At 31.4% G+C, this 24,063-nt stretch carries 20 protein-coding genes; 10 read left to right on the top strand and 10 right to left on the bottom strand.

Annotation, left to right across the window (positions count from 1 at the left end; translation table 11 throughout):
• The first annotated feature begins 28 nt into the window (after positions 1 to 28).
• The 7 genes from Q0975_RS18980 to Q0975_RS18950 all read left to right on the top strand — a co-directional run bounded on the left by Q0975_RS18980 (position 29) and on the right by Q0975_RS18950 (position 6,802).
• Positions 29 to 931 (top strand): ATP-grasp domain-containing protein, encoded by a 903-nt coding sequence (locus Q0975_RS18980; RefSeq protein WP_299439545.1) that lies wholly within the window; start codon positions 29 to 31, stop codon positions 929 to 931.
• 200 nt (positions 932 to 1,131) lie between these two features.
• The gene (locus tag Q0975_RS18975) at positions 1,132 to 2,631 is read left to right on the top strand and encodes a M20/M25/M40 family metallo-hydrolase (RefSeq protein ID WP_299439544.1); all 1,500 of its coding nucleotides are present in this window, start codon (positions 1,132 to 1,134) and stop codon (positions 2,629 to 2,631) included.
• A gap of 68 nt (positions 2,632 to 2,699) precedes the next feature.
• Positions 2,700 to 3,581, top strand: coding sequence for a rhodanese-like domain-containing protein (locus Q0975_RS18970; protein WP_299439543.1), 882 nt, complete (start codon positions 2,700 to 2,702; stop codon positions 3,579 to 3,581).
• Between the two features lie 279 nt (positions 3,582 to 3,860).
• Complete coding sequence (locus Q0975_RS18965) at positions 3,861 to 4,973, top strand: serine hydrolase domain-containing protein (RefSeq protein WP_299439542.1); 1,113 nt, start codon at positions 3,861 to 3,863, stop codon at positions 4,971 to 4,973.
• A 10-nt stretch (positions 4,974 to 4,983) separates the two neighbouring features.
• On the top strand, positions 4,984 to 5,544 hold the full coding sequence (locus Q0975_RS18960; protein ID WP_299439540.1) for a Crp/Fnr family transcriptional regulator: 561 nt from the start codon (positions 4,984 to 4,986) through the stop codon (positions 5,542 to 5,544).
• Between the two features lie 73 nt (positions 5,545 to 5,617).
• Positions 5,618 to 6,256, top strand: a complete 639-nt coding sequence (locus Q0975_RS18955) for a hypothetical protein (RefSeq protein WP_299439538.1) — start codon at positions 5,618 to 5,620, stop codon at positions 6,254 to 6,256.
• Positions 6,257 to 6,802 (top strand): AAA family ATPase, encoded by a 546-nt coding sequence (locus tag Q0975_RS18950; protein ID WP_299439536.1) that lies wholly within the window; start codon positions 6,257 to 6,259, stop codon positions 6,800 to 6,802.
• 20 nt (positions 6,803 to 6,822) lie between these two features.
• Here Q0975_RS18950 and Q0975_RS18945 read toward each other — a convergent pair whose 3' ends face one another.
• The 6 genes from Q0975_RS18945 to bglX all read right to left on the bottom strand — a co-directional run bounded on the left by Q0975_RS18945 (position 6,823) and on the right by bglX (position 14,636).
• The gene (locus tag Q0975_RS18945) at positions 6,823 to 7,557 is read right to left on the bottom strand and encodes a type II CAAX endopeptidase family protein (protein WP_299439534.1); all 735 of its coding nucleotides are present in this window, start codon (positions 7,555 to 7,557) and stop codon (positions 6,823 to 6,825) included.
• Between the two features lie 74 nt (positions 7,558 to 7,631).
• A complete protein-coding gene (locus Q0975_RS18940; RefSeq protein ID WP_299439532.1) occupies positions 7,632 to 8,666 on the bottom strand; it encodes a helix-turn-helix domain-containing protein in 1,035 nt (344 codons plus the stop codon).
• Between the two features lie 122 nt (positions 8,667 to 8,788).
• On the bottom strand, positions 8,789 to 8,926 hold the full coding sequence (locus Q0975_RS18935; protein ID WP_299439530.1) for a hypothetical protein: 138 nt from the start codon (positions 8,924 to 8,926) through the stop codon (positions 8,789 to 8,791).
• A gap of 141 nt (positions 8,927 to 9,067) precedes the next feature.
• A complete protein-coding gene (locus tag Q0975_RS18930; protein ID WP_299439528.1) occupies positions 9,068 to 10,411 on the bottom strand; it encodes a gluconate:H+ symporter in 1,344 nt (447 codons plus the stop codon).
• Positions 10,412 to 10,414: 3 nt separating this feature from the next.
• Positions 10,415 to 12,331 carry an NADP-dependent phosphogluconate dehydrogenase gene (gene gndA, locus Q0975_RS18925; protein WP_299439526.1) on the bottom strand — a complete coding sequence of 639 codons (1,917 nt, stop codon included), beginning with the start codon at positions 12,329 to 12,331 and terminating at the stop codon, positions 10,415 to 10,417.
• A 16-nt stretch (positions 12,332 to 12,347) separates the two neighbouring features.
• Positions 12,348 to 14,636 (bottom strand): beta-glucosidase BglX, encoded by a 2,289-nt coding sequence (gene bglX, locus Q0975_RS18920; protein ID WP_299439524.1) that lies wholly within the window; start codon positions 14,634 to 14,636, stop codon positions 12,348 to 12,350.
• Between the two features lie 303 nt (positions 14,637 to 14,939).
• On the opposite strand from bglX, the gene Q0975_RS18915 reads away from it, so the two are divergent.
• The 3 genes from Q0975_RS18915 to Q0975_RS18905 all read left to right on the top strand — a co-directional run bounded on the left by Q0975_RS18915 (position 14,940) and on the right by Q0975_RS18905 (position 17,964).
• Positions 14,940 to 15,785: a UDP-2,3-diacylglucosamine diphosphatase gene (locus tag Q0975_RS18915; RefSeq protein ID WP_299439522.1), complete on the top strand. Its 846-nt coding sequence runs from the start codon at positions 14,940 to 14,942 to the stop codon at positions 15,783 to 15,785.
• 161 nt (positions 15,786 to 15,946) lie between these two features.
• Positions 15,947 to 17,041: an adenylate/guanylate cyclase domain-containing protein gene (locus tag Q0975_RS18910; RefSeq protein ID WP_299439520.1), complete on the top strand. Its 1,095-nt coding sequence runs from the start codon at positions 15,947 to 15,949 to the stop codon at positions 17,039 to 17,041.
• Positions 17,042 to 17,379: 338 nt separating this feature from the next.
• Positions 17,380 to 17,964: a tRNA-(ms[2]io[6]A)-hydroxylase gene (locus Q0975_RS18905; protein ID WP_299439518.1), complete on the top strand. Its 585-nt coding sequence runs from the start codon at positions 17,380 to 17,382 to the stop codon at positions 17,962 to 17,964.
• Positions 17,965 to 18,019: 55 nt separating this feature from the next.
• Here Q0975_RS18905 and Q0975_RS18900 read toward each other — a convergent pair whose 3' ends face one another.
• The 4 genes from Q0975_RS18900 to Q0975_RS18885 form a co-directional block, all read right to left on the bottom strand.
• A complete protein-coding gene (locus Q0975_RS18900; protein WP_299439516.1) occupies positions 18,020 to 19,603 on the bottom strand; it encodes a serine hydrolase in 1,584 nt (527 codons plus the stop codon).
• Between the two features lie 316 nt (positions 19,604 to 19,919).
• Entirely contained in the window at positions 19,920 to 20,474 is a 555-nt protein-coding gene (locus Q0975_RS18895; protein ID WP_299439514.1) for a DUF4494 domain-containing protein, read from the bottom strand.
• Positions 20,475 to 20,594: 120 nt separating this feature from the next.
• Positions 20,595 to 23,516 carry an FAD-binding and (Fe-S)-binding domain-containing protein gene (locus Q0975_RS18890; protein ID WP_299439512.1) on the bottom strand — a complete coding sequence of 974 codons (2,922 nt, stop codon included), beginning with the start codon at positions 23,514 to 23,516 and terminating at the stop codon, positions 20,595 to 20,597.
• Positions 23,513 to 23,992 (bottom strand): Lrp/AsnC family transcriptional regulator, encoded by a 480-nt coding sequence (locus Q0975_RS18885; RefSeq protein ID WP_299439510.1) that lies wholly within the window; start codon positions 23,990 to 23,992, stop codon positions 23,513 to 23,515. Before Q0975_RS18885 ends, Q0975_RS18890 begins: the two co-directional genes overlap by 4 nt.
• Positions 23,993 to 24,063: the final 71 nt, after the last annotated feature.

The raw sequence follows: 24,063 nt of genomic DNA, 5'->3' as shown, positions 1-24,063 counted from the left end.
TGTTATAGAACCTTGTGAAAAAGAAAAAATGAGAATTATATATTGCGATAGTGTATTTGATAATAAAGTAATCGAGCCAGATTATGAAGAGGAAAAAAAATCTGCTCTTAAAGCCGGTTTTGACTTTTCATTGATAAGCTTCGAGGAATTGACCGACGGAAATATTTCTGCCGCTTTAAGGTTTGTAAAAGAACCTGAAAACAAAGAATTTGGAATTTATAGAGGATGGATGTTAACCCCATCTCAATACAAAAATTTATTTGACGGACTCTTAAAGAAAAGTATTCAATTAATTAATACTCCAACTGAATATCAACATTGCCATTACTTCCCTGATTCTTACAATAAAATAGAATCAAAAACGCCAAAATCAAACTGGACTACTGACTTGAATAATGATACGATACTTGAACTGATAAAGAAATTTGGAAAAAGCCCAATAATTGTAAAAGATTATGTGAAATCTGAAAAGCATAATTGGGAAGACGCTTGCTTCATTCCTAATGCGTCAGATTCTGACAAAGTAAAATCTATAGTAGATAAATTCATTGAGCTAAGAGGAAATTCATTAAATGAAGGGTTAGTATTTAGGCAGTTCGAGGAACTTGAGTTTTTGACTGAACACTCAAAAAGCAGGATGCCTTTGACTAAGGAATTCAGAGTGTTTTTTATCAATAAGAAGATAGTAAAAGTATTTGATTACTGGGACGAGGGAGAGTATGGAGAAACGAAACCTGAACTTGATGATTTTATCGAAATAGCACAAAATATTGATAGTAAATTCTTTACAATGGATATTGCTAAAAAGAAAAATGGAGGCTGGATTATTATGGAACTTGGAGACGGACAAGTCGCTGGATTACCTAATAACGCGGATAGAAACGAATTCTATAACAACCTAAAAGAAAACGCTTTACAAGACTACATCTAGCAGTAAGGCAATTTTAGAATATACTATTACAATACCTTGGTGTTGCTACTCAACTGAATAAAAAAGACTATCAAGAATTTAAAAGTGATATAAAAAGTTTCATTAGCCCAATAAAAGGTAAATTAAGAGAAGAGTAAGCTATTATCTATTTAAAATTTAACTTATGTATATTACTATATAGTATACAAAACAAATAAATTATGAAAACAACAAGTGCTTTTGTTCTATTTCTAGTTTCATTTTTAATGCACGGACAATCCAATAATGATATAACGAATGATAGTTTCAAAAATATCTTATTGATGCATAAGGAGTTTGTCAGCATTCCTAATCTACCAGAAAATAAGAGTTTAATGCTCCAAAATATAAATTGGGTAAAAAAAGAATATAATGATTTAGGTTTCAACACCACATCACTTGAATCAAGTACACTTCCAATCTTAATTGCGGAAAAGAAATATGATCCAACATATGAAACAGTACTATTCTATTTTCATATTGATGGGCAACCAATCAACCCTGAATCTTGGAATCAAAAAAATCCTTTTGATCCAGTTTTAAAAGAGAAAAATGAAAATGGTGTTTGGAACCAAATAGATTGGAAAAATTTAAATAATGAAATTAATGATGAATGGCGAATATTTGCGCGAGCAGCAGCAGATGATAAAGCTCCCATTATAATGTTATTATCTGCGTTAAAAATTTTAAAAGATAAAGGAGTTAAACCTAATATTAATATAAAAGTAATCTTTGATCCTGAAGAAGAATACGGCTCCAAAGCCTTACTATCAACTTTAGAGAAATATAAAGAAAGATATGCATCGGATTATTTTATTGTAATGGATGGTCCAGCACATAACTCTAACAAACCAACAGTTACTTTTGGGTGTAGAGGAATTACAACCTGTTCAATTACTACGTATGGATCAAAATTACCACAGCATAGTGGTCACTATGGAAATTATGTACCAAACCCTGTTTTTAGTTTAGCAAACTTATTGTCTAGTATGAAAGATGAACAAGGAAAGGTATTAATAGAGGATTATTATAAAGGCATAGAAATATCTCCGGAAATATATAAACTTTTAGAATCAGTTCCTTTTAATTCGAAAAAGTTGAATAAAAATCTAGGCATATACGCATCAGAAAAAGTAGGTAATAATTATCAAGAATCACTACAATACCCTTCCCTAAATGTCAGACAAATCGGAACATCTTGGAAAGGGAAAGGATTAAAAACGGTCATACCCGAATATGCGACAGCCAACTTGGATATTAGGTTGGTTCCGGAAACAGATGGAAAGGTTCAATTACAAAAAGTAAAAAAGCATATTCAACAACAAGGATATTATGTTATTGACAGAGATCCTACGGATGAGGAAAGAAGAAGTCATCCAAAAATTGTAAAATTTATAGCATCTCGCAGTTTAAATGCCTTTAGGACAAATCCTGATTCCGATTTTGGAAAAAAAATAAGAGCTCAATTAATGGAAAAATTTGGAGAAGAACCCGTAGTCATAAGATTAATGGGAGGTACTGTTCCCATTGTACCTGTTATAAACAAATTAAAGGTTCCCACTGTGATTATTCCTATGGTAAATATGGACAATAATCAACATAGTCCTAATGAAAATATAAGAATTGGAAATATCAGACAAGGAATAAATATTTGTTTAACCATTTTAAATTCAAAACATTAAAACAGCAAATCAGAAGTATTCGAAGAACATAATAAAAGGCAATTCTACCGGTATAAAATATACTACCCATGGAAAGAGAACATTTGAATACTACTAGAGGTGAGGTTTTTTTCTCACCTCTAGTAGCTGCTAAAGAGTTAAATGATATTTTGGGACAACCCAATGTGAAAGTTTTTGATGTAAGAGGGGTTTGGGGAACAGATCCACGATCACTTTATAATGAGTATACCTTAGAACATATTCCTACCGCAAGTTTTCTCGATTGGAGAAAAGAATTTATAGAAATAAATGTGGTGCCTAGTTTAGCACAAGTATCATCCTTTAAAGAAGCGGAACAGTCATTTATAAACTTAGGCATTCATAAAGAAGATACTGTTATACTTTATGATGATTACCACCATATGTTTGCAGGTAGAATTTGGTGGGCTATGCGTTATTGGGGATTTGATAATGTTAGAGTTCTAAATGGTGGATTAAAACATTGGAAATCATTAGGTTTTTCTGTTTCTCAAGAAATACAAAATGTATCGAAAGGTACTTTTGAACCAGAATGTCAAGAATATTTAAGACAATCTATGGAAGAGTTCCTTATTGAAAAAAATAATGCCTGCGTTATTGATGGACGTGGTATTGCTGGATACAATGGAAAAGCAGAAGACCCGCGCACCGGCCATATTCCTGGAGCCATTAGTGCTCCATATAATTCTCTTCTAGACAAAGACACTGGACTTTTTCTTGAAGCAAAAGAGATTATGACACTATTTGATAATAGTATTCCAAATTGGCGAACTGAAAAAATAATTTGTTCTTGTGGAGCTGGTTATTCAGGTACTGTCGCAATGATAGCTTTTGCTAGCCTAGGAATTCTATCTAGTTTATTTGATGGATCATTCAATGTATGGAAACTAGATCCAAATCGTCCTATATCCCAATCCATTAAAAAAATATAAAGGAATAATACAATCTAATAAATCAAAAATACTATTCAATATGCTTCTGGAGTCGAATACTGAAAAACAAACACCTGTATTCTAATATAAAAATCTGAAGTGAGGTAAACATAGAAAAATTCAAAAATGGTTTAGACAATTGATGATTGATTTTCCTGAGACTAATCCTAATATTGTGATTCCTTTTGATTATGATTAAAATCTTTAAAAATAAAGAGTTTTGGCTAAGTGCTTAATCGGAAATTAGCTATTTTTAATTCCAGAACAAATCAATACAAAATGAAGACAACACGTTATTTTAAAGTATTATTTACGTTTATACTAATGAGCACATTAACGAGTTGCTATTCTCAGAACGAAAAGAAATTAAAAATTGAAAACCTTAAGGGAGTTCATATTTCACCCGATTCCATAAACACTTTTCTCAAGTCTAAAATGGACTCATTACATATTCCAGGACTGTCAATCGCAATAATAAACGACAGTAAGGTTGTGTATCATCATATGCTTGGATATGCTAACTTAGAAAAAAAAATACTCGTTACTAACAAAACAATTTTTGAAGGAGCATCGATATCAAAATCTGTGTTTGCTTGTTTTGTTATGACGTATGTAGAAGAAGGAAAACTAGATTTAGACAAACCTCTGTACGAATATCTACCCTATAAAGATATCGCTTATGATGAACGCTATAAAAAAATAACAGCCAGAATGATTCTTAGTCACAGGTCTGGGTTTCCTAATTGGAGAGAAAACGAAGAAGATAAAAAACTGATACTAAAATTCGATCCAGGTACTAATTATGAATATTCTGGAGAAGGATATCAATATCTGGCAATGGTTTTAAAGCATCTAGAAGGTACTGATTGGAATGGTTTAGAAGCCATCTTTCAAAAAAGAATTGCAAAACCCCTAGAACTGGAGCACACTACTTTTATTGAAGATGCGTATACCACGGAACATAAAGCAGAACCTTATGATAAAGAAGGTAAGTTAATTGACTGGAAAAATGATTATTGGTATAAAAAAGACAAGGGCAAATTTGTTGCTCCAGCTTCCATTCGTTCAGAACCTCTTGATTTTTCTAAATGGATGATCGGTGTAATGAATAAGAAAGTTTTATCTGAAGATAGTTATAATGAATTATTCAAACATCATTCAAAAATTACAACCACGTCGGCAGGAATAAATGTGTATTATAGTTTAGGATTTATTACTGCAGACTCAGAATATCAGAACACATATTTCCATGGGGGAACAAATGACGGTTTTACTTGTTGGTATCTGATGGATGTGTCTAAAAAATCAGGATATGTGTTATTTACAAACTCTATGTATGGAGAAAAAATAGGGAATGCACTCTGGGATTATTTAGAAAAAGAGAACTACTAACTCACAAATTATGGATGAATCAATTTTGGAATTTATAGACAGAGCTGGTAAGTTTTCCGATAAAGAATCATTACTTCTACAACAAGAAATTCAATATATAGAACTAAAAAAAGAAGCCTTTTTACTTCAGAAAGGTGATACTTGTTCTTCCTTATACTTTGTTGTTTCGGGTAGTTTTCATCAATACAAAATGGATTCAGATCTCAATAAAAACATCATAGATTTGAGTATAAAGAATGATTGGGTTATCAATCATAAAAGTTTTACTTCTAGAAAACCCTCTGAATATGCAATACAAGCTTTTACGGATAGCGCTGTATTCGAACTATCTATTGATTCTATACACAAACTAATTGCTCTATCCCAGTCCTTTTTTCAAATAGGAAGGATTCTGGAGGAATCTACTTCCAGAATTACTTTTTTCGACAATAACAATACACCTGATGAAAAGTATGAATATATACTTAAAAACAAACCTCAACTTCTTCAAGAATTTCCACAAAAAATAATAGCATCTTATTTAAAAATCACACCAGAAACTTTTAGTAGAGTACGAAAACGAATCAGGTAATTTCTTGATTAGAATCAAGTGATACTTTTAAACAAAGCATTGATATTTGATGTTATAATTAAATATCAAATAAATGGAAAATCATATGTATAAGAGTACTGGTATCTCTCTTATTTCTGGAGCATTATTAATTATTGCAACAATGATTCTACACCCATCTGGTGGAAGTATTGAACATATTATCAAAATTTCTAAAACAATCCGTGTTGCCCATTCATTGGCCATATTCAGCTTACCAATACTTTTATTTGGATTTTACGGTTTAACAATGGCCCTTTTAGATAAGTGGAAATTAGCTGTTCTAGCATTCATCATTATTTCATTTGGTTTAATTGCCGCTATGTTTGCAGCTCTTTTTAATGGACTTACACTACCCTATTTTTTGAATCAATACTCAGAAAGATTAGAGGAGAATATTGAACTTTTACAACCTATTACTAACTATAGTTTTGCTATAAATATTCCTTTGGACTATATCTTTATAGTCGCTTGTTGCTTCGCTATATTAGTATACGCTATTATCATCCTGTTAGAAAACAAATATCCCAAATGGATTGGGTATTTAGGAGTTTTTATTACAATTTTTGCAATCACCGGAGGATTAACTGATTTTGTATTTACGAGTTTAACAGGTTTTAGAATATTTACCTTTAGCATAGCTGCTTGGATATTATCTAGTGGTCTACTTTTATTTAAAACAAAACCCAGATAGATGAAAATAATAATATTTGGAGCATCAGGTTCTGGAACAACAACGCTAGCTCAGGAAATTGAAAAAAGAACAGATTTTATTCATTTAGATGTCGATGATTATTATTGGAAAAAAACTACACCGCCCTTCCAGGAAAAAACACCACTGATCGCACGAAATAAAAGATTCAAAGCTGATTTTAAAAATTTTGAAAACGTTGTTGTTAGTGGTTCATTAGTGACTTGGGGAAAAGAATGGGAAACATCCTTTGATCTAGCAATATTTATGATTTTGGACAATAAGAAAAGAATGGACCGTCTTTATAAAAGAGAAAAGGAACGGTATGGGGAAAAGCTCTTTTCAGATAAAAAAACTCAACAGATTTCGAAAGCTTTCTTAGAATGGGCTAATCAATATGAGAACCCAAATTTTGATGGAAGATCTTTAAAGATTCACTACAATTGGATCAAATTATTACACTGTAAAGTTTTGAGAATAGATGGAGAAACAGCATTAAATGATAAAACGAAAAAAGTACTAACTGAAATTAAAAGGAATACACTTTAATTGTAATTAATGAATATGTATCATACCCTATCAATAAACGACATAGTATTCAGTATACAATGTGCTATAATTAGAGGCCATAGATTTCTTCCGAATTTCACATAGGCAATCCCCATAATTAAACCAATAATACCAACAGTAATAGATCGTTCAGACAAATCATATGAATGTCTGAAACCAAAAATTGCCGCTTGTAATACTACTGCCAAAAATGTTGCTATAGATGTTTTAGAAAATAGTTTTTCAAACCAGTTTATTAAAAACCCTCTATCGAGTAACTCTTCTAAACAGGATTCAATTAATACTAATGGTATAATTGAAAAGAAAAGCTTCCAGTTTCCTTTAAGATCTCCAAATTTAGAAACAGTATTTTCTGATGAAACTTCTGGAGTATCAAACAATGAAAATTGATCTATAATGACATTAAATAAAACTAATGATATGACAACAGCAGCCAAAATTAAACCAGATATCATGAATGTTTTAAAAAGATTTTTTGGTCTACTCAATCCCAAATCTTTCCATGTTATACCCCTAACTCTCATCCTCCAAGTAGCAACTGCAAAACAAGTAAATGACCAAAAAAGACCATTAATAATAAAACTAAGATTAGAGAAATATAGCTCCCTAATTAGGAACATTACAGATAGATAGATCACTAGATCCAGAAAAAATCCTTTATGATTTTTAGCGTTTAATTCAGCAATCTTAGAAATAGGGTTATTACCTGTATTTACTTTATCAATGCTTATCATATCTATTTTTAGGTTTCTTCCTTCCTATGAGACACTTGTAAACTAAAATAGTTACAACTTAAAGCTATAAAACGCTATAAAGAATTTAATTGAGACTGTCTGTATTGCACTGCAGTGGTATTGGCTAGCTTTTTAAAAGCTGTATTAAAAGAAGAGATACTATTAAAACCGCTTTCATATGCTATTGCAGATATTTTATAATTATGATATTCTGGCAAGCTCAATAATCGTTTAGCTTCTTCTATGCGATATCTCGCTACAAACTGCGAATAGTTTTCGTTTTTATTCTGATTAATTACCTGAGATAGTTGTTTAGATGTAATTCCAATTCGGTTACTAAGTTTAGTTAATGTAATTTCTGGATCTAAAAACAATCTCTCCTTTTCCATTAAATCTGTTAGCTTTTTCAAATATGTTATTGCATTTTCATTACTTAATGAAGAATTGGCGTACTTTTCATTTTCTATTTGAAACAGAAAAGGATTCTTTAATGCCCAAATAGATAAAATAAGAACTACGACTGAGAATAAGAATGCTGTACTCAGATATGAAACCAAATTTAAAAAAACTCCAATCTGGATAAGTGACATGGCAATAGTAAGTACTGTAAAAAATAGTAACCAACGATATATTTCTTGAGACTTATGATTCTTATTGATAAACAACCAATATAGCGTATATACTCCGTAGATTAATATATGAAGTAATAAGCCTATAAAAATGATTCTAGAAAATAAGGAAGCATCATTTGGGATTATCCAACAAAATCCTATAAATAAAACCATAGGAACATATTGAATCAAAACTGATCTCCACTTCTCTATTTCACTTGGTAGAAATAATCGTGTTGTATAAAACCATAATGAAGGACCAATTGCCAACAGCAATCCTAAAAACACATTTCTAATTATAGGATCAATAGGAAAGTAATTATAAAACAAGGATTTACCAATTCTAAGACTAAATGCCAAAAGGTACATAGCTAGGAATACATTGGCAATAGCTCTCTGTTCTTTAGTTACCAATAGAAATACCCCAAAGAATAGCGCAATGATAAAACCTACGCTACCTAATAATAACTCTATATGTTTAAAAATTTCTGGATTCATTATGAAACAAAGAAAGTAATTTTTAATCTTTGTTTATCCTAATGATTCTATAAAGAATAACATAATTATATATTCGAAGATGAATTCCAAAATCTAATATTACTCTTTAATAATCAAAATGATTATCCACAAGGTTCATAAGTAAGCGCCATTCTACACCATATCACAACAGATTTTTGTTGAGTACCTCCATTAATCTTATACTTTTCATCTTTTTCTAATTCTTTATACAGTTTTTTCAGATCATGTAATGTTTTCATAATACTCCACTTAAATTATTAATCACCTTAAAACTACATTTTATTAATGATAATATTCCCACCCTAAACGGGTAGTTAAATGGTTATTAACTGAATAAATTATTTTAATTTATTCTCTTCGGAATAGCATCTAACGATATACTAAAAAATATACCACAATAATAAAGACATCAAAAATCCTGTAATTGCAATAAGAGTTGTCATAACAGTCCAGGAACGAAAGGTTTGTTTCTCTGTCATTCCCAGATATTGACCAACCAACCAAAACCCGCTGTCATTTACGTGTGATAAGATGGTTGCTCCAGAAGCTATGGAAATTACAAAAAGAGCTATCTGAGCTGCACTAAAATCTCCAGCAAGAATAATAGGCGAAGTAATACCAGCTGCCGCAATCATAGCCGTTGTAGCAGAGCCTTGCAAAACTCTAATCAAAGCAGCTACTATAAATGCAAATAGTAATGGATGGATATACGAACTCTGTAGCGAAGAAGCCAATAACTCTCCTGCTTTGGTATCTACTAGTATTTGTTTAAAAGCTCCACCGGCACCAGTTAGTAAAATAATAGCTCCAGCGGGTTTGAATGATTTCATTGATATTTTTAAAAGCTCATCTCTGGTAACTCCTCTCTTAATTCCAAGAAAATACCAAGCTATTAAATTCGCTATAATCAAAGCAGTAAAAGGATGCCCCAACAATGTAATCATATATACCATTGATTCTGGCAATGCGCCTTCGGCAAACCAATCTCCGAGTAAAACCGTTTTTAATACTATTAATAAAATAGGCAATGCAATAATTGCAATAATACCAATAGGATTAGGAGTATTGTCAATAGTTATATTAGAATCATTAGTTTCAGGGATCGTGATATCTATTTTTTTAGCAAGATATCTTGCCAAAATAGGTCCACTAATAATTGCAGCAGGAATACCTGTAATAAATCCAAATACAATTACCCAACCTAAGTTTGCTCCTAATATATCAGCTACAGCAACCGGACCTGGAGTAGGTGGAATAAAACTATGTGTGATTGCTAATCCAGCTAATAAAGGAATTGCATAAAGCAATAAAGATTTTTTAGTTTTTCTTGCAATTGCATACACTATTGGTACTAAAATTATAAAAGCCACATCAAAAAATACAGGGATTGCGATTATAAACCCTGTAATCATCAATGCCCACGATGCATTTTTTTCTCCAGCTAATTTAAGTATGTAATTAGCTAATCCTTGTGCACCTCCAGAATTTTCTAACAAACCACCAAACAGTGCACCTAAACCTACAACCGTAGCAACAAAACCCAGGGTTCCTCCCATTCCATTCTTAATACTATTAAGAATATCATCTGCTGGTAATCCTGCAACAATTCCTACTAATATGCAAACAATAAGCAATGCAATAAATGCTTGCATTCTTAATTTCAGGATCATAAAAAGCAATGCAATGATGCCTACTCCGACAGCAATTAATAATTGATAGTCCATAAATTAATGTTTCCAGTTTGTATGAAAATATTCATCTAGTGATGTATCTACTCTTTGATAGGTATGCGCTCCAAAATAATCCCGTTGTGCTTGTATAATATTTGCCGATGATTGAGCAGATGTGTATGTTAAAAAGTAGTTAGTCGCTGCAGAAAGAACAGGTAATGAAAATCCAGCTTTTAATCCAATAGAAACTATTTCCGAAAGTGAACTTATATTAGATTTCATAATAGTAACTATATCAGGTAACATTAATAAAGAAGTGTCGTTATTATTTAAAAACAACTCCCAAATTTGTTCCATTAAATCACTTCGTATTATACAGCCGTTGGTCCATATTCTAGCTATTTTGGACAGGTTTAGTTCCCAGTTATATTCATTAGATGCTTCTTTAATTAACTCAAAACCAATATGATGATTTATAACACAAGTAGCTTTAAAGGCTTTTTCTAAATTTTCAACAAATACAGTGTCATCTGAAGAAATACTAGACTTTTTTAGCTGATATCTCTCTGAAGCTTCTACACGTTGGGATTTGATTCCAGAAATATTACGAGCCATTACGGACTCAGAAATTGTAGATAAAGGAATCCCTAATTCTAAAGCAGCATTCGTAGACCAACCACCTGTTCCCTTCTGCCCTGCTTTGTCTAAGATTTTGTCAATTAGAAAATCATCTCCTTCTTTTTCAAGAAGAATCCGTGAAGTTATCTCTAGTAAATAACTATCTAATCCATTATTTCTCCAAATACTAAAAATATCCGCTATTTGAACTGGAGTTTTATTTGCATAAAAACGCAAGACATGGTAGGTTTCTGCCAATAATTGCATCTCGGCATATTCAATCCCGTTATGAACCATTTTCACAAAATGACCCGATCCTTCTGGCCCTATATATGCACAACAGCTATCACCATTCTTATCTCTTGCTGCAATAGCTTCTAAAAACAATCCAGATGTATCATATGCTTCTTCGGATCCACCTGGCATAATTGATGGACCTTTTAACGCACCTTCTTCTCCTCCTGAAATTCCGGTTCCCAAAAAATGAATTTCATGTTTGATAAGTTTATTACTTCTTTCTAATGTAGCTTTATAATGAGAATTCCCTCCATCAATAATACAATCTTCTTTAGACAACAATGGTACTAATGCATCGATTACTAAATCGACAGGTTTTCCTGCATTCACCATAACGACTATTGTACGTGGTTGCTCTAAAGAATTGACAAAAGATTGTAAATCATCAAATCCTAATATTCTCCCATTATTAGACTGTTCCTCTTCAAATTTTCTAGCAACATCAACTTCTTTCCCCTTTACTTGTCTATTATATACAGACAGCGTAAACTTATTAGATAAGAGGTTTATCGCTAAACTCTTTCCCATAACTCCTAATCCTATCAATCCTAACTGTGATTTATTTGTATTCAATTTAGATTTAATTTCATTCACAATTTCATCACTATTTTTGTCTATATCTATTACAATACCTTCTTCTGATTTTTCTAAAGTTTCAAATTGAGAAACCAGCATTTCCTTTTTGAAGAAGTGATTCTTTCTTGCTCCCATACGATTGGCAATCAAATCAAAACTTCCATCCAGAAGTATCCATTCTATATATTCCGGATCAATAGATTTAAGTGTTTCTCTGTATTTTTGCTTTAGAGCAGAACAAGCTAATACTGCTCCTTTTTTAGTACTCCAATCAATTATTTCATTCGCTAATCGTTGCAACCAAGGTTCTCTATCGGTATCATCTAATGGAAATCCATTTGACATTTTTTGAATATTGCTTTCTGGATGAAAATCATCAGCATCAAAAAAAGGAATATCGAAATCTTTAGCTAACTTTTTTCCTATAGTGGTTTTTCCACTTCCAGAAACCCCGTATAGTATGTATACAATACCTTTGCTCACAATATCCTTGTTACTTTTATTCTAATGTAAATTCTAATTCGTTAGTTTCATCCATCGAATGTTCACTTACCCATAGTTTGAAATCACCTGGTTCTGTAACCCATATTTTATCTGGCCCGTAAAAAGCTAAATCATCCGTAGAAAAACTAAATACAACTTCTTTTGACGCTCCTGCTTCTAAAGTTACTTTTTTAAAACGTAAGAGTTCCTTAACTGGTCTGGTTAAACTACCTACCAGATCTCTAAAATACAATTGTACCGTTTCTTTAGCTTTTATTTTTCCTGTATTGGTAACACTAACTTTTACAGTAATTGTATCTCCTATCTTCGGACTTGTTGATGAAATAGCAATGTCTGAGTACTTAAAATTACTATAACTTAACCCATATCCAAAAGGATATTGTGGTAAAAAACCAGCATCCAAATAATGAGATGTGTTACCAAGTGAACTTTGCCAAGCTGCAATTGGTATTGAATCCATATGTACAAATTCTTCTGGAATCACAGGTCTACCAGTATTTTTATGATTATAATGAATCGGTATTTGTCCAACCTCTTTTGGCCAGGTAACTGGTAGTTTTCCTGAAGGTGAAACCTCACCTGTTATAATATTTTTCAAAGCAGGTCCGCCCATAGTTCCCGGATGCCAAGCCATTAAAATGGCATCAACCTTATCTATAACATTTCCCAAAGTAATTGGTCTTCCTGCCATAATAACCAAAACAATAGGTTTTCCTGTTTTATATAATTCTGTAATTAATTCTTCTTGAGTTCCAGGAAGATTTATATTGGCTCTACTATGCGCTTCTCCAGATAAAATAGCTTCTTCTCCTGCAAAAAATAGAATCACATCAGAAGACTTTGCAACATTTATTGCATTTCTAAAACCTTCTGTTGATTTATCTCTACTGTATGATAATCCTTCGCTGTATTGAATTGTATACTGATTATCCTGTTGAAATGATTTTAACGGAGTAATTGTATGTTCCTTTTCACCATCAAAAGTCCAAGTACCCAATTGTTCATGAAGAACATTTGCTAATGGTCCAATAATAGCCAATTTCTTTTTGGGATTTAATGGTAATAAGTTATTAGTGTTTTTTAATAATACTGTACTTTCTGTAGCGGATTCTTGGGCCGAAGCTAAATGCTTTTTATCGTAAAGAATTGCATCATTAGGATCGAAATGTGGATTATCAAATAACCCTAACCTAAATTTTACACGAAGGATATTCTTAACAATCTCATTCAATTTTTTTTCAGAAAACTTACCTTCACTAATTAAATCTTTTAAATGATCTTGATATGAAGTACTAGTCATTTCCATGTCCAACATTGCATTTATTGATTTCTCTGCTGCTTCCTTCTGATCTTTTGCAAATCCATGATTTACCATTTCTATAATAGAATTCCAATCACTTACAACAAAACCGTCAAAACCCCATTCATCTCTTAAAATGTCTTTAAGAATATGTTTATTAGCAGATGCCGGAACACCATTAAGATCATTAAAGCTAGTCATAAATGTTGCAGAACCGGCATTTACAGCTGTCTTAAATGGCTTCAAATAAGTATTATGTAGTAAATTTTCATTAATATTCGCTGTATTGTAATCCCTTCCTCCTTCTGCTGCACCATATCCTATAAAATGTTTTGCACAGGCAGCCATACTTGTTGGAGATGATAAATCTTCTCCCTGAAAACCTTTTATATATGCTTCTGCCATTACACTTGTTAGATAAGGATCTTCTCCTGCTGATTCTGCAATCCTACCCCATCTAGGATCCCTTGATATGTCTAACATAGGAGCAAAAGTCCACCTAATACCACTTGTACTTGCTTCTATTGCCGCTATTCTAGAACCTTCTTGTACTAACATAGGATTAAATGAAGCCGCCTGCCCTAGCGGAATAGGGAAAATTGTTTTGAAACCATGGATTACATCTCGTGCAAAAATTAATGGAATCTTGCTAGGGCTTTCTTCTACGGCTAACCTTTGTAATTCTTTTGCATCTTCTTTATTCATAATATTAAGAAAAGAACCAATCTGTCCTTTTCTCACGGCTTCTTTAAGATCTTTAGGTAAATCTTTTACTCTACTTGATTTACCCCTTTGAGCGGTCTGACCAATTTTCTCTTCTAAAGACATTTTAGAAAGTACACTATCAATTTTATTCTCAATAGGATCTATTGTCACATCCTTTTTTGAAGTATCTACAGTTTTAGATTCACAGGATAACAATACACTAACCAAGACAAACAATAATATTTTTCTAGTATAATTTTTCATTTGTAAAAATGTCATAAAATAATTTTAATTAGAAAAAGATATTTCGAACCTTTCAGTAAGAATACTGTTAAGATTTACAAGACGAATTTAGATATACTTCAGGATAAGAAAAAAGCAAAACAAACCAATTCTTTAGTTGTTAAGAAAGTATATAGAACCATTTTATCAAAATGTAGACAAGCTTTTAGGGAATCCAAGCTCCTTATTAACATGATGATAACATAAGAAATCTAAGAGGCGTAAAGCATAACAATATACTCACAATCAGTTAATTGTTTTTTAATCTATGTGTAGTTAATTTGAGGCTTACTATAGTCTATGAAAAAACGTATTGTTGAAGTTGTTGTGATTTCTGATGTCCATCTAGGAACATTCGGGTGTCAGGCAAAAGAATTGTTAAGTTACCTAAATAGTATAAAACCAAAAACACTTATTCTGAATGGAGATATTATAGATATATGGCAATTTAGAAAACATTATTTTCCTAAATCACACCTTAAAATCATCAAAAAGATTATCAATTTTGCTTCAAAAGGTACTGAAGTTATTTATGTAACAGGGAATCATGATGAGATGCTAAGAAAGTTTAGTGATACCAAAATGGGTAATTTCCAATTAGTAGATAAAGTTGTTTTGGAGTTAGATAATAAAAAAACTTGGATATTTCATGGAGACATCTTTGATGCTTCTATACAAAATGCAAAATGGCTTGCCAAACTGGGTGGTTGGGGATATGATCTTTTGATATTAATAAATCAACTTATGAATTGGTGTTTAGTAAAGTTTGGAAAAGAAAAATTCTCTTTATCCAAAAAGATCAAAAATAGTGTCAAGAAGGCCGTAAAGTATATTAATGATTTTGAACAAGTAGCAGCAGATTTAGCTATTGATAATAAGTATCATTATGTAATTTGCGGACATATCCATCAACCTCAAATCACTAAAAAATCTAATAAAAACGGATCTTGTATATACCTAAACTCTGGTGATTGGATTGAAAACTTGACCTCTCTAGAATACAATAACAAAGAGTGGAAACTTATAAGCTATCAAAATGAAGCTAAAGAAACTGACACATCTTTAGATGATGAAATAGAAGATTTAGATATTAGTTTAGAAACGATTCAAGCATCTTTTGCTATTAATACCCTAATGAAAAAATAATCATCAATTCATTTCTAATTAAAATATAGCAAAGACTTCTATGCAACTTTATATAATGTGATCAATCCTTTTCTGGATCAATTGTTAATACCCAAAATATTTATTCTTAAATTTGAGAGAGCAAGACTCTCTTTAACCATTAGCTAACATTCATACTTTTAATGAGTATACTTTCTCCTTTAAAAAAAAGATTAATATATAGGATTGCTCCTTTCGTTATACTTTTTATTATTTCATCCTTTATTTATTTATTTTTAGAAAAAGGAATTCTTGGTGATGCTACTCATTACCCTTCTACTAATAATCCTTATAACTTTAATAACAGTATCATTATTTCCATAATTTCTGCAACTATTTTTGGATTGATTATAGGTTCTTTTGAAGTACTCTATTTTAATAAATTCTTTTCTTCTAAGAGCTTTCTCAAAAAGATAATTTACAAAATAGCTTTTTATATAACCGTGGTAATTATTTTCTTAATTAGTACTGCCGCCGTATCATTCATAGTTGAATTTGAAACTAATTTATTTGATAAAAACGTATGGATAAACATCCGGAATTTTGTTACTAATATTGCTTTTCTGAGTATTATACTATATATCATAACAACTATTGGACTTTCTTTATTTTATCTGGAAGTAAGTGATAATATTGGTCAGGAAGTATTATTTAATTTTTTTACTGGAAAATATCATAAACCTATTGAAGAAGAGCGCATTTTTATGTTTTTAGACATGAAATCATCTACCACAATCGCTGAAAAATTAGGTCACGTAAAATATTTTGAGATGCTAGCGGAATATTATTCCGATTTATCTAACGCTATAGTACAACATGCGGGTATCGTATATCAGTATGTAGGGGATGAAATCGTAGTTTCCTGGAGTTTGGATAAAGGACTTAAAAGCGATAATTGCATTCATTGTTTTTACTCTATGCAAGAAGCTCTGGAAAAAAAATCTCCAAAATATCTGAAACAATTTGGGGTCTTACCAACGTTTAAAGCAGGGTTTCATTACGGAATGATAACAGCCGGAGAAATTGGAACTATAAAAAAGAATATCGTATTTACAGGAGATGTTCTTAATACTACAGCTAGAATTCAAGGACTTTGTAACACCTATGAACAAGTCATTCTTATTTCTGATCATTTAGTTCAAAAATTAAAAATAGACTCTGGTTTTACATATAAGGCAATAGATAAAACTTCATTAAGAGGAAAAAATGAACAAATAGAATTATTTACCATTGTATAGAGGAAAACCTATTGCTAGTAAGACCTTCTACAAAACACTGAATTTTATAATCCCAAATATCTTATTAAATTGTTTTACTTCACATTGATAAAATTTAAAAAACCTATTTTTTAGTTCTTGATATTTCGAAGTGTTATTTTTCATCTTTACGTGTACTTTTATGTTTACTATATAAGTATGCAAACAACCCAAAATGTCACAAAAAAAGTAGTATTTAATTATTATAGTATATTAAATTAAGTAATGATATAAGTATTAGAAAACACTAATTTTTAAAAACAAAATCTGTAATACGTATCTTTGACTAAATATTCCAAATCATCCAAAACAAAAAGACTATGCTGGGTTTAAAATTAGCTACTGATCCTCGTTGGGCTGCTCTAGTAGAATCAAATATTGAAGAAATCCTTACCGATCATGCATGGTGCGAACAAAAAGCAGCGACCAATGCAATTACAATCATCACACTAAACTCTGAACACGAAGATCTTGTGACCGATTTATTGATCTTAGCTCAAGAAGAATTAGAGCATTTTCAAATGGTTCACGAGCTTATAAAAAAACGTGGTTACACACTAGGTCGTGAGCGAAAGGATAGTTATGTAAATGAACTATTTAAATATAAAGCAAAGCAAGGTGGAAGTCGTCAACAAGGTCTAGTCAATAGATTACTTTTTTCGGCAATGATTGAGGCTCGTAGCTGTGAACGTTTTAAGCTCCTTTCTGAAAAAATAAAGGATCCAGAATTATCAAAATTCTATCATGACCTTATGATCAGTGAAGCCGGTCATTATACAACCTTTATTGGTTTTGCACGTAAGTACGGAAAAGATATTGATGTGGATCAACAATGGCAGGATTTACTAAAATTTGAAGGAGAACTTATCCAGAAATATGGTAAAAAAGAAACGATACATGGATAATTTCAATATCTTATCTACGTATCGTTTCTAAATTTTCTTTTGATTAAAGCTAAAGTTATTCTATCCGCTTTGCTGGCATTTGTCTTCCACCTTGATTTAAGGTTAAACTGTCTATAGTTCCTTTATCACTTTTATTAAATGTAATTTCTGCAGGAACTACTTTTAAGAAAAATAGCGTTTCACTTTCTGCAAAAATCTCAAATTTAGGTTGACCTGTAGCCTTAGCATATATTGAATTTCCTTCTAAGGTAATATCAATAATAAAATTTGGTTGCAGTTCATACTTACCTACATAATGTTTTAAAACATCTGGAGCAACTGTTATAGTCTTTCTTTCTGCAGGAAGTGCTTTATCAATTCCTTTTCCAATAAAACTTTCTTGAGCAGTTTTAAAAATTGTTTGTCGCTTACCATCATTTGCCAAAGAAAAAGTATATGATATCGTTCCATCATCAAAAATAAATGAACCATCTTTCATTGGATAAATCTCAAATTCTCTTGAGTTCTCACCTTCTCTAAGACTAAATAACTTACCATTTTTTAAGGTAATATGTCTTATTACATCTCCTTCGAATTGATAAGCACCAACCCATTTCTTTACTTCATCAACAGATAATGTTATTGCATCTTTCTTATCCGGAATCGGTTTACCTATTACCGTAGCGGCTACTTTCATAGTAATTTCACGTACGTTTTTACAATTACAATTGGTTAGCCCAATTACATATACATTTTCCTTTTCTAGAAAAATCCCATTAGTTGTATATCCAAAAATTCCTCCACTATGAGAATATCCTTTAGAACCCTGTATATCAGTCTTACCCCAACCATATCCATAATTAATTTCTTCGCCACTATTCAATGTAGAACCATTGATAGCTTTTTCTAAACTTGTTCTTTTAATAAAGGTATTAGCACTTATTGCATTTTGCCATTTTAATAAATCATCCACTGTAGACATCAATGAACCAGCAGCATATGGTAATGTCAAACTAAGATAATCTGCATTTAAATATGTATCACCTTGTTTCTTATATCCTAATGCTCTGTTTTTAATCAGCTCACTCATGCTTCCATAATAAGAGGAATTCATACCTATCTTTTCAAAGATATTTTTCTCTATAAAATTTTCATAGGTATCAGATGTAATTACTTCAATGATGTATCCTAATAATATATAACCAGAATTATTATACTTAAACTCTTCTCCTGGATCAAAATCCATAGGTTCATTTTTAAAAACATCAATCAATTCCTTTGGTGTCATATCTGTACGTGCAGATTTCATAAAGCTTTCCATCCCAGTATAACTTTTTATACCAGAAGTATGATTTAACAGATGATGAATCGTAATATTTTTTCCATTAGTAGGATAATCTGGAATATATTTTGTGATATCATCTTCAACTTTAAGTTTTCCTTGTTCTTGTAGCATTAGAATAGCGACTGCTGTAAATTGTTTGGTAATAGAACCTATCTCGAATACATTTTCTGGTTTTAAAGGAACATCTAATTCTAAACTTGCTTTTCCGAATGCTTTGCGGTAGATAGATTTACCATCTTTTGCTACTAAAATGGAAACTCCTGGTTCATCTGCTATATACATTGAAGAAACGATGGCATCAATTTCTTTTTCCATATTTTGACCTTGAACGGGTATAAAACTAATTATACATAGGCCTACAAGTACAAGTGATTTAATTTTTTGTAAAGATTTCATGTGGTTCGTTATTTTTGATTGGTATGTGAAATTGCTTAAGAATAATCATCATGTGTATGACGATTAATTGTAGAATAAGTTACTAATACTTTAATAAAAATCAATTTAATAACCTAGCATGTAATTCTAGAGCAAAAAAAAGTTTCTATATCTATGACTGGATCACAGATATAAAAACTTTTAAAATAGAAACCAATATTATTTTAGGTTTCTAATAATAGTATCTAAAAAGAGATTACTCTTCTTCTTCTTTTAAAATAAAACCGGGAGCTGCAGGCACATTTTCATCTATCTCTACTTCTTCTACAACTTGAACAGAATCTCGTAATGTTTTAAATTTTTCTAATTGATCTTCTTCTCCTGTGAAATAAGGAAATACATCCATAATTGGCGATTCTGTAATAGCCGGAATAGTATAATCTCCTGTAGTGCCTTTCATCATACTATTGGTATTATCAAAGGCCTCTTTTACATCATTAGCCTGCACTAACAAATACAGATTGGTTTTTCGCTCTTTACCACTTTCTTCATCATAAGCAATTAAAGATACCTTTGATTTAAACCAACGATCAGAATTCTCAAATGGGTGTATCTCTGCAAAATTTGCAACTTTTATATTAGTGATTTTAAATTCTTCGCTAACATAAGCTGCCATTTCTTCATTAATTCTAGTTTCTGCTTCTGTATAAGATACAGCATCAACCAAATAAGGTTCTGTAGTAACCTTCTGTACTCCAGAATCATTGATTTTTCTATACTTTACTTTACATTCGTACCAAGTAGCGCTCATATATTTACTTTTTTAGGATGCCAAATATAAATCTTAAAAAAAAATCTCAACACGAATTATAGTAATAGATATTCACAATTTTATAACTATATGATTTTAAATGAATTATACTGATCAAAACTATAACAAAGCTTTTCTTAACACACTAACAGGATGCAAGGCTATACGCTGTGTTCCATCTTTTATCTGATGTCTACAACTCGTTCCAACCGCGGTAATCATAGTTGTTTCTGGGGTTTTTCTAACAGCCGGAAATAAAGTTTGCTCTCCTACTTGCATACTGATATCATAATGTTCTTTCTCATACCCAAAGGATCCCGCCATACCGCAACATCCTGATGGTATAATAGTAACTTTAAAGTTTTTAGGTAAGTTAAGATATACAAACGTTGTATGAATAGTAGATAACGCTTTCTGATGACAATGTCCGTGAAGCTTTATTACCTTTTCTTCTTTTGTAAATTGATCAGAAGTAATATTTCCAAGTTCAATTTCTGATTTTAAAAATTCATCGATAAGAAAAACATTCTTAGAAAGTGTTTTAGCTTCTTCTTTATGATCTGCTAATCGCAGATATTCATCTCTAAATGTTAATATAGCTGAAGGTTCTAAACCAATGAGAAGTATTTCATCCGAAATCAAATTACTAAAAACACTTACATTATGATTTGCCAAAGCTTTGGCTTGCTTTAATAAACCTTTCGAAATAAAAGTTCTACCACTTTCCTTATGCTTAGTAATTTTTACTTGATAATTCAATTTAGTAAGTAATTCTATAGCATCAATTCCTATATTGGAATCTAAATGATCTGTAAATTCATCTATAAAAAAGTAAATAGTTTTAATTGGATTTTTTGGTTGAGTGGACACTAAATTTTTACTACACCAATTTCTAAGAGATTGTTTACTTAACAACGGTAATTCTCTTTCTTTAGCGATACCTAACGTAGATTTTAAAATTCCAGAAGTAATTGTATTTTTAAAAACGAAATTTGTTAATCCAGGAGCAATTCTTCCTAGATTATTCAATTTGTTATTATTTGCAAATAACTTTGTTCTTACCGAAACTCCATTCTCTTTTTGGTATTGATATTCAAACTCTGCTTTTAAGGTAGCTACATCTACATTAGAAGGACATTCACTAGAACACCCTTTACAACTAAGGCATAAATCAAAAACTTCTTTTAACTCCTTTTGGTTAAATTTATTTTTACTTGTGCTATTAGTTAACACTTCTCTTAGAGCATTTGCTCTACCTCTAGTGGTATCTTTCTCATTTTTAGTTGCTCTGTAACTTGGACACATCGTTCCACCTGCTTCAACAGATTTTCTGCAATCGCCACTACCATTACATTTTTCTGCTGCCCTTAATATTCCTTGTGAATCCGTAAAATCAAACAATGTTTTTATTTCAGGTTCTTTGCGATCAATTTCATATCGCAATTGCTCGTCCATCGCATAGGCATCTACGATTTTACCTGGATTGAAAATACTTTTAGGATCAAAAACATTTTTAATTCGCTTTAGCAATTCATAATTCTCATCACCAATCATAAAAGGAATATATCCTGCACGTACAATTCCGTCTCCATGTTCTCCACTCATGGATCCTTTATACTTCTTTACTAGAGCAGCTACATCATCGGTTATTTTTTTAAAAAGCACCACATCCTCTTTCTTTTTAAGATCTAGAATAGGTCTCAAATGAAGTTCTCCCGCACCAGCATGTGCATAGTAAACAGCCTGCTGATCGTGTTTTTTCATAAGATCAGAAAACTCAGCAATATAATCTGCCAAATCGGGCAAAGCTACTGCTGTATCTTCTATACACGCAACTGCTTTCTTATCACCAACAATATTACCTAATAGTCCTAATCCTGCTTTTCGAAGTTCTAATGCCTGATGTATTTCTTCTCCTAATAAAATAGGATTTGCATATGATAATTCTGTTTTTTCTATGGTAGATAAAAGTGCTAACTTTTGTTTTTCAAGACTTTCTGTATCATTTGCTCTTAGTTCGAGCATCAAAATTGCTTGTGGATCTTCTTTTATAAAGAAACGATTTTTAAGCTGTTCTATATTATTCTTAGTACAATCCAAAATCGTTTTATCCATCATCTCACAAGTGAATAATTCGTGTTGCATTACAGGTGCTACCGCATTAAGACAATCTTCAATGGAGCGAAAATGTGAAGCAATCATCAATGATTCTTGTGGTGGTAATTCATCTAATTGCAAGGTAATCTGAGTAGTAAAAGCCAATGTTCCTTCACTACCAGATAATAACTTACACATATTAAAGCTATCCTTCTCATGAGAAAAAACAGCTGATGCCAGGAGCTCATCAATAGCATATCCTGTATTACGTCTGTGTATCTCCTTTTTTGGAAAATTATCATCTATACGCTTTTGTATATCCTTTGGTGAGAGCTCTTTATAAATAGTTTGATATAGCTTTCCTTCTAAAGTATTTAGTTTCGTTTTATGCTCAAAATCTTCTTTAGAAACATCTGTAAAAACAGCTTCACTACCATCAGACAGTAACGTTTGTAATTCAATTACCTTATCTCGTGTTACGCCATATTGTATAGAGGTAGTTCCACTACTATTATTACCAACCATTCCGCCAATCATACATCTATTAGAAGTAGATGTATTAGGGCCAAAAAACAAGCCATGTGGTTTTAAAAAACGATTAAGATCATCCCTAATAACTCCGGGTTGAACGGTTACCGTTTTATTAATTTTATCAACAGAAATTATTTTAGTAAAATATTTAGATACATCCACCACAATACCTTCTCCTACACATTGTCCTGCTAGGGATGTCCCAGCTGTTCTAGGAATTAAACCACAATTATGATTATTAGCAAAATCAATAATCTTCTTTATATCCGATATATTCTTTGGAAAAGCTGCCGCAGCAGGAATCCTTCGATATACCGATGCATCAGTTGCATACAATGATTTAGTAAGTGAATCAAACTTTAGTTCTCCATCTAACCGATCTTTTAGTATTTTCAGGTCAGTTTCTCTAATCATAATTGTATTCCTTTTACCAATGAATCTAAGGTAATTTGTCTTTTAAAATTAGTATCAAAACAAATGAAACTATCTGTTCCACCTACTCCATCAATTTGATGTACCTGTTCATATAGTATATTGCGTAGATGATGATTATCGTATGCAAATATCAGAATAAAAAGTGCGTAATTACCAGAAACATAATTGCATTCTAATATTTCAGGTATTTTAGCAAGGTCTTCAACAACAGATTTAGCGTACCTAGCTTCTTTAAGTCGGATACCTACATAAGATTTGGTCTTATATCCTATCTGTTTCTCATCGATTACAAACTCTGCTTTATGTATAACACCATTCTCTTTTAATTTTCGAATTCTTTGATGGACTAATGAATTAGAAATCTTTAGTTCTTCTGCAATTTGAGAAAAAGGTTTTCTAGCATCCTTACGGATCTGTAACAATATCTGTTGGTCTATATAATCAAAATGATTCATAAATAGTAAAATTTTAAAAGATCTATACTTAAACAATAAAGCTTGTTTTCAAGTAAAATCAATTTGACTTA

This window comes from uncultured Aquimarina sp. (genome assembly GCF_947500065.1).
Lineage (GTDB): Bacteria > Bacteroidota > Bacteroidia > Flavobacteriales > Flavobacteriaceae > Aquimarina.
The sequence above is the reverse complement of the archived record's forward strand: the minus strand, read 5'-3'. Positions and strand labels throughout refer to the sequence as shown.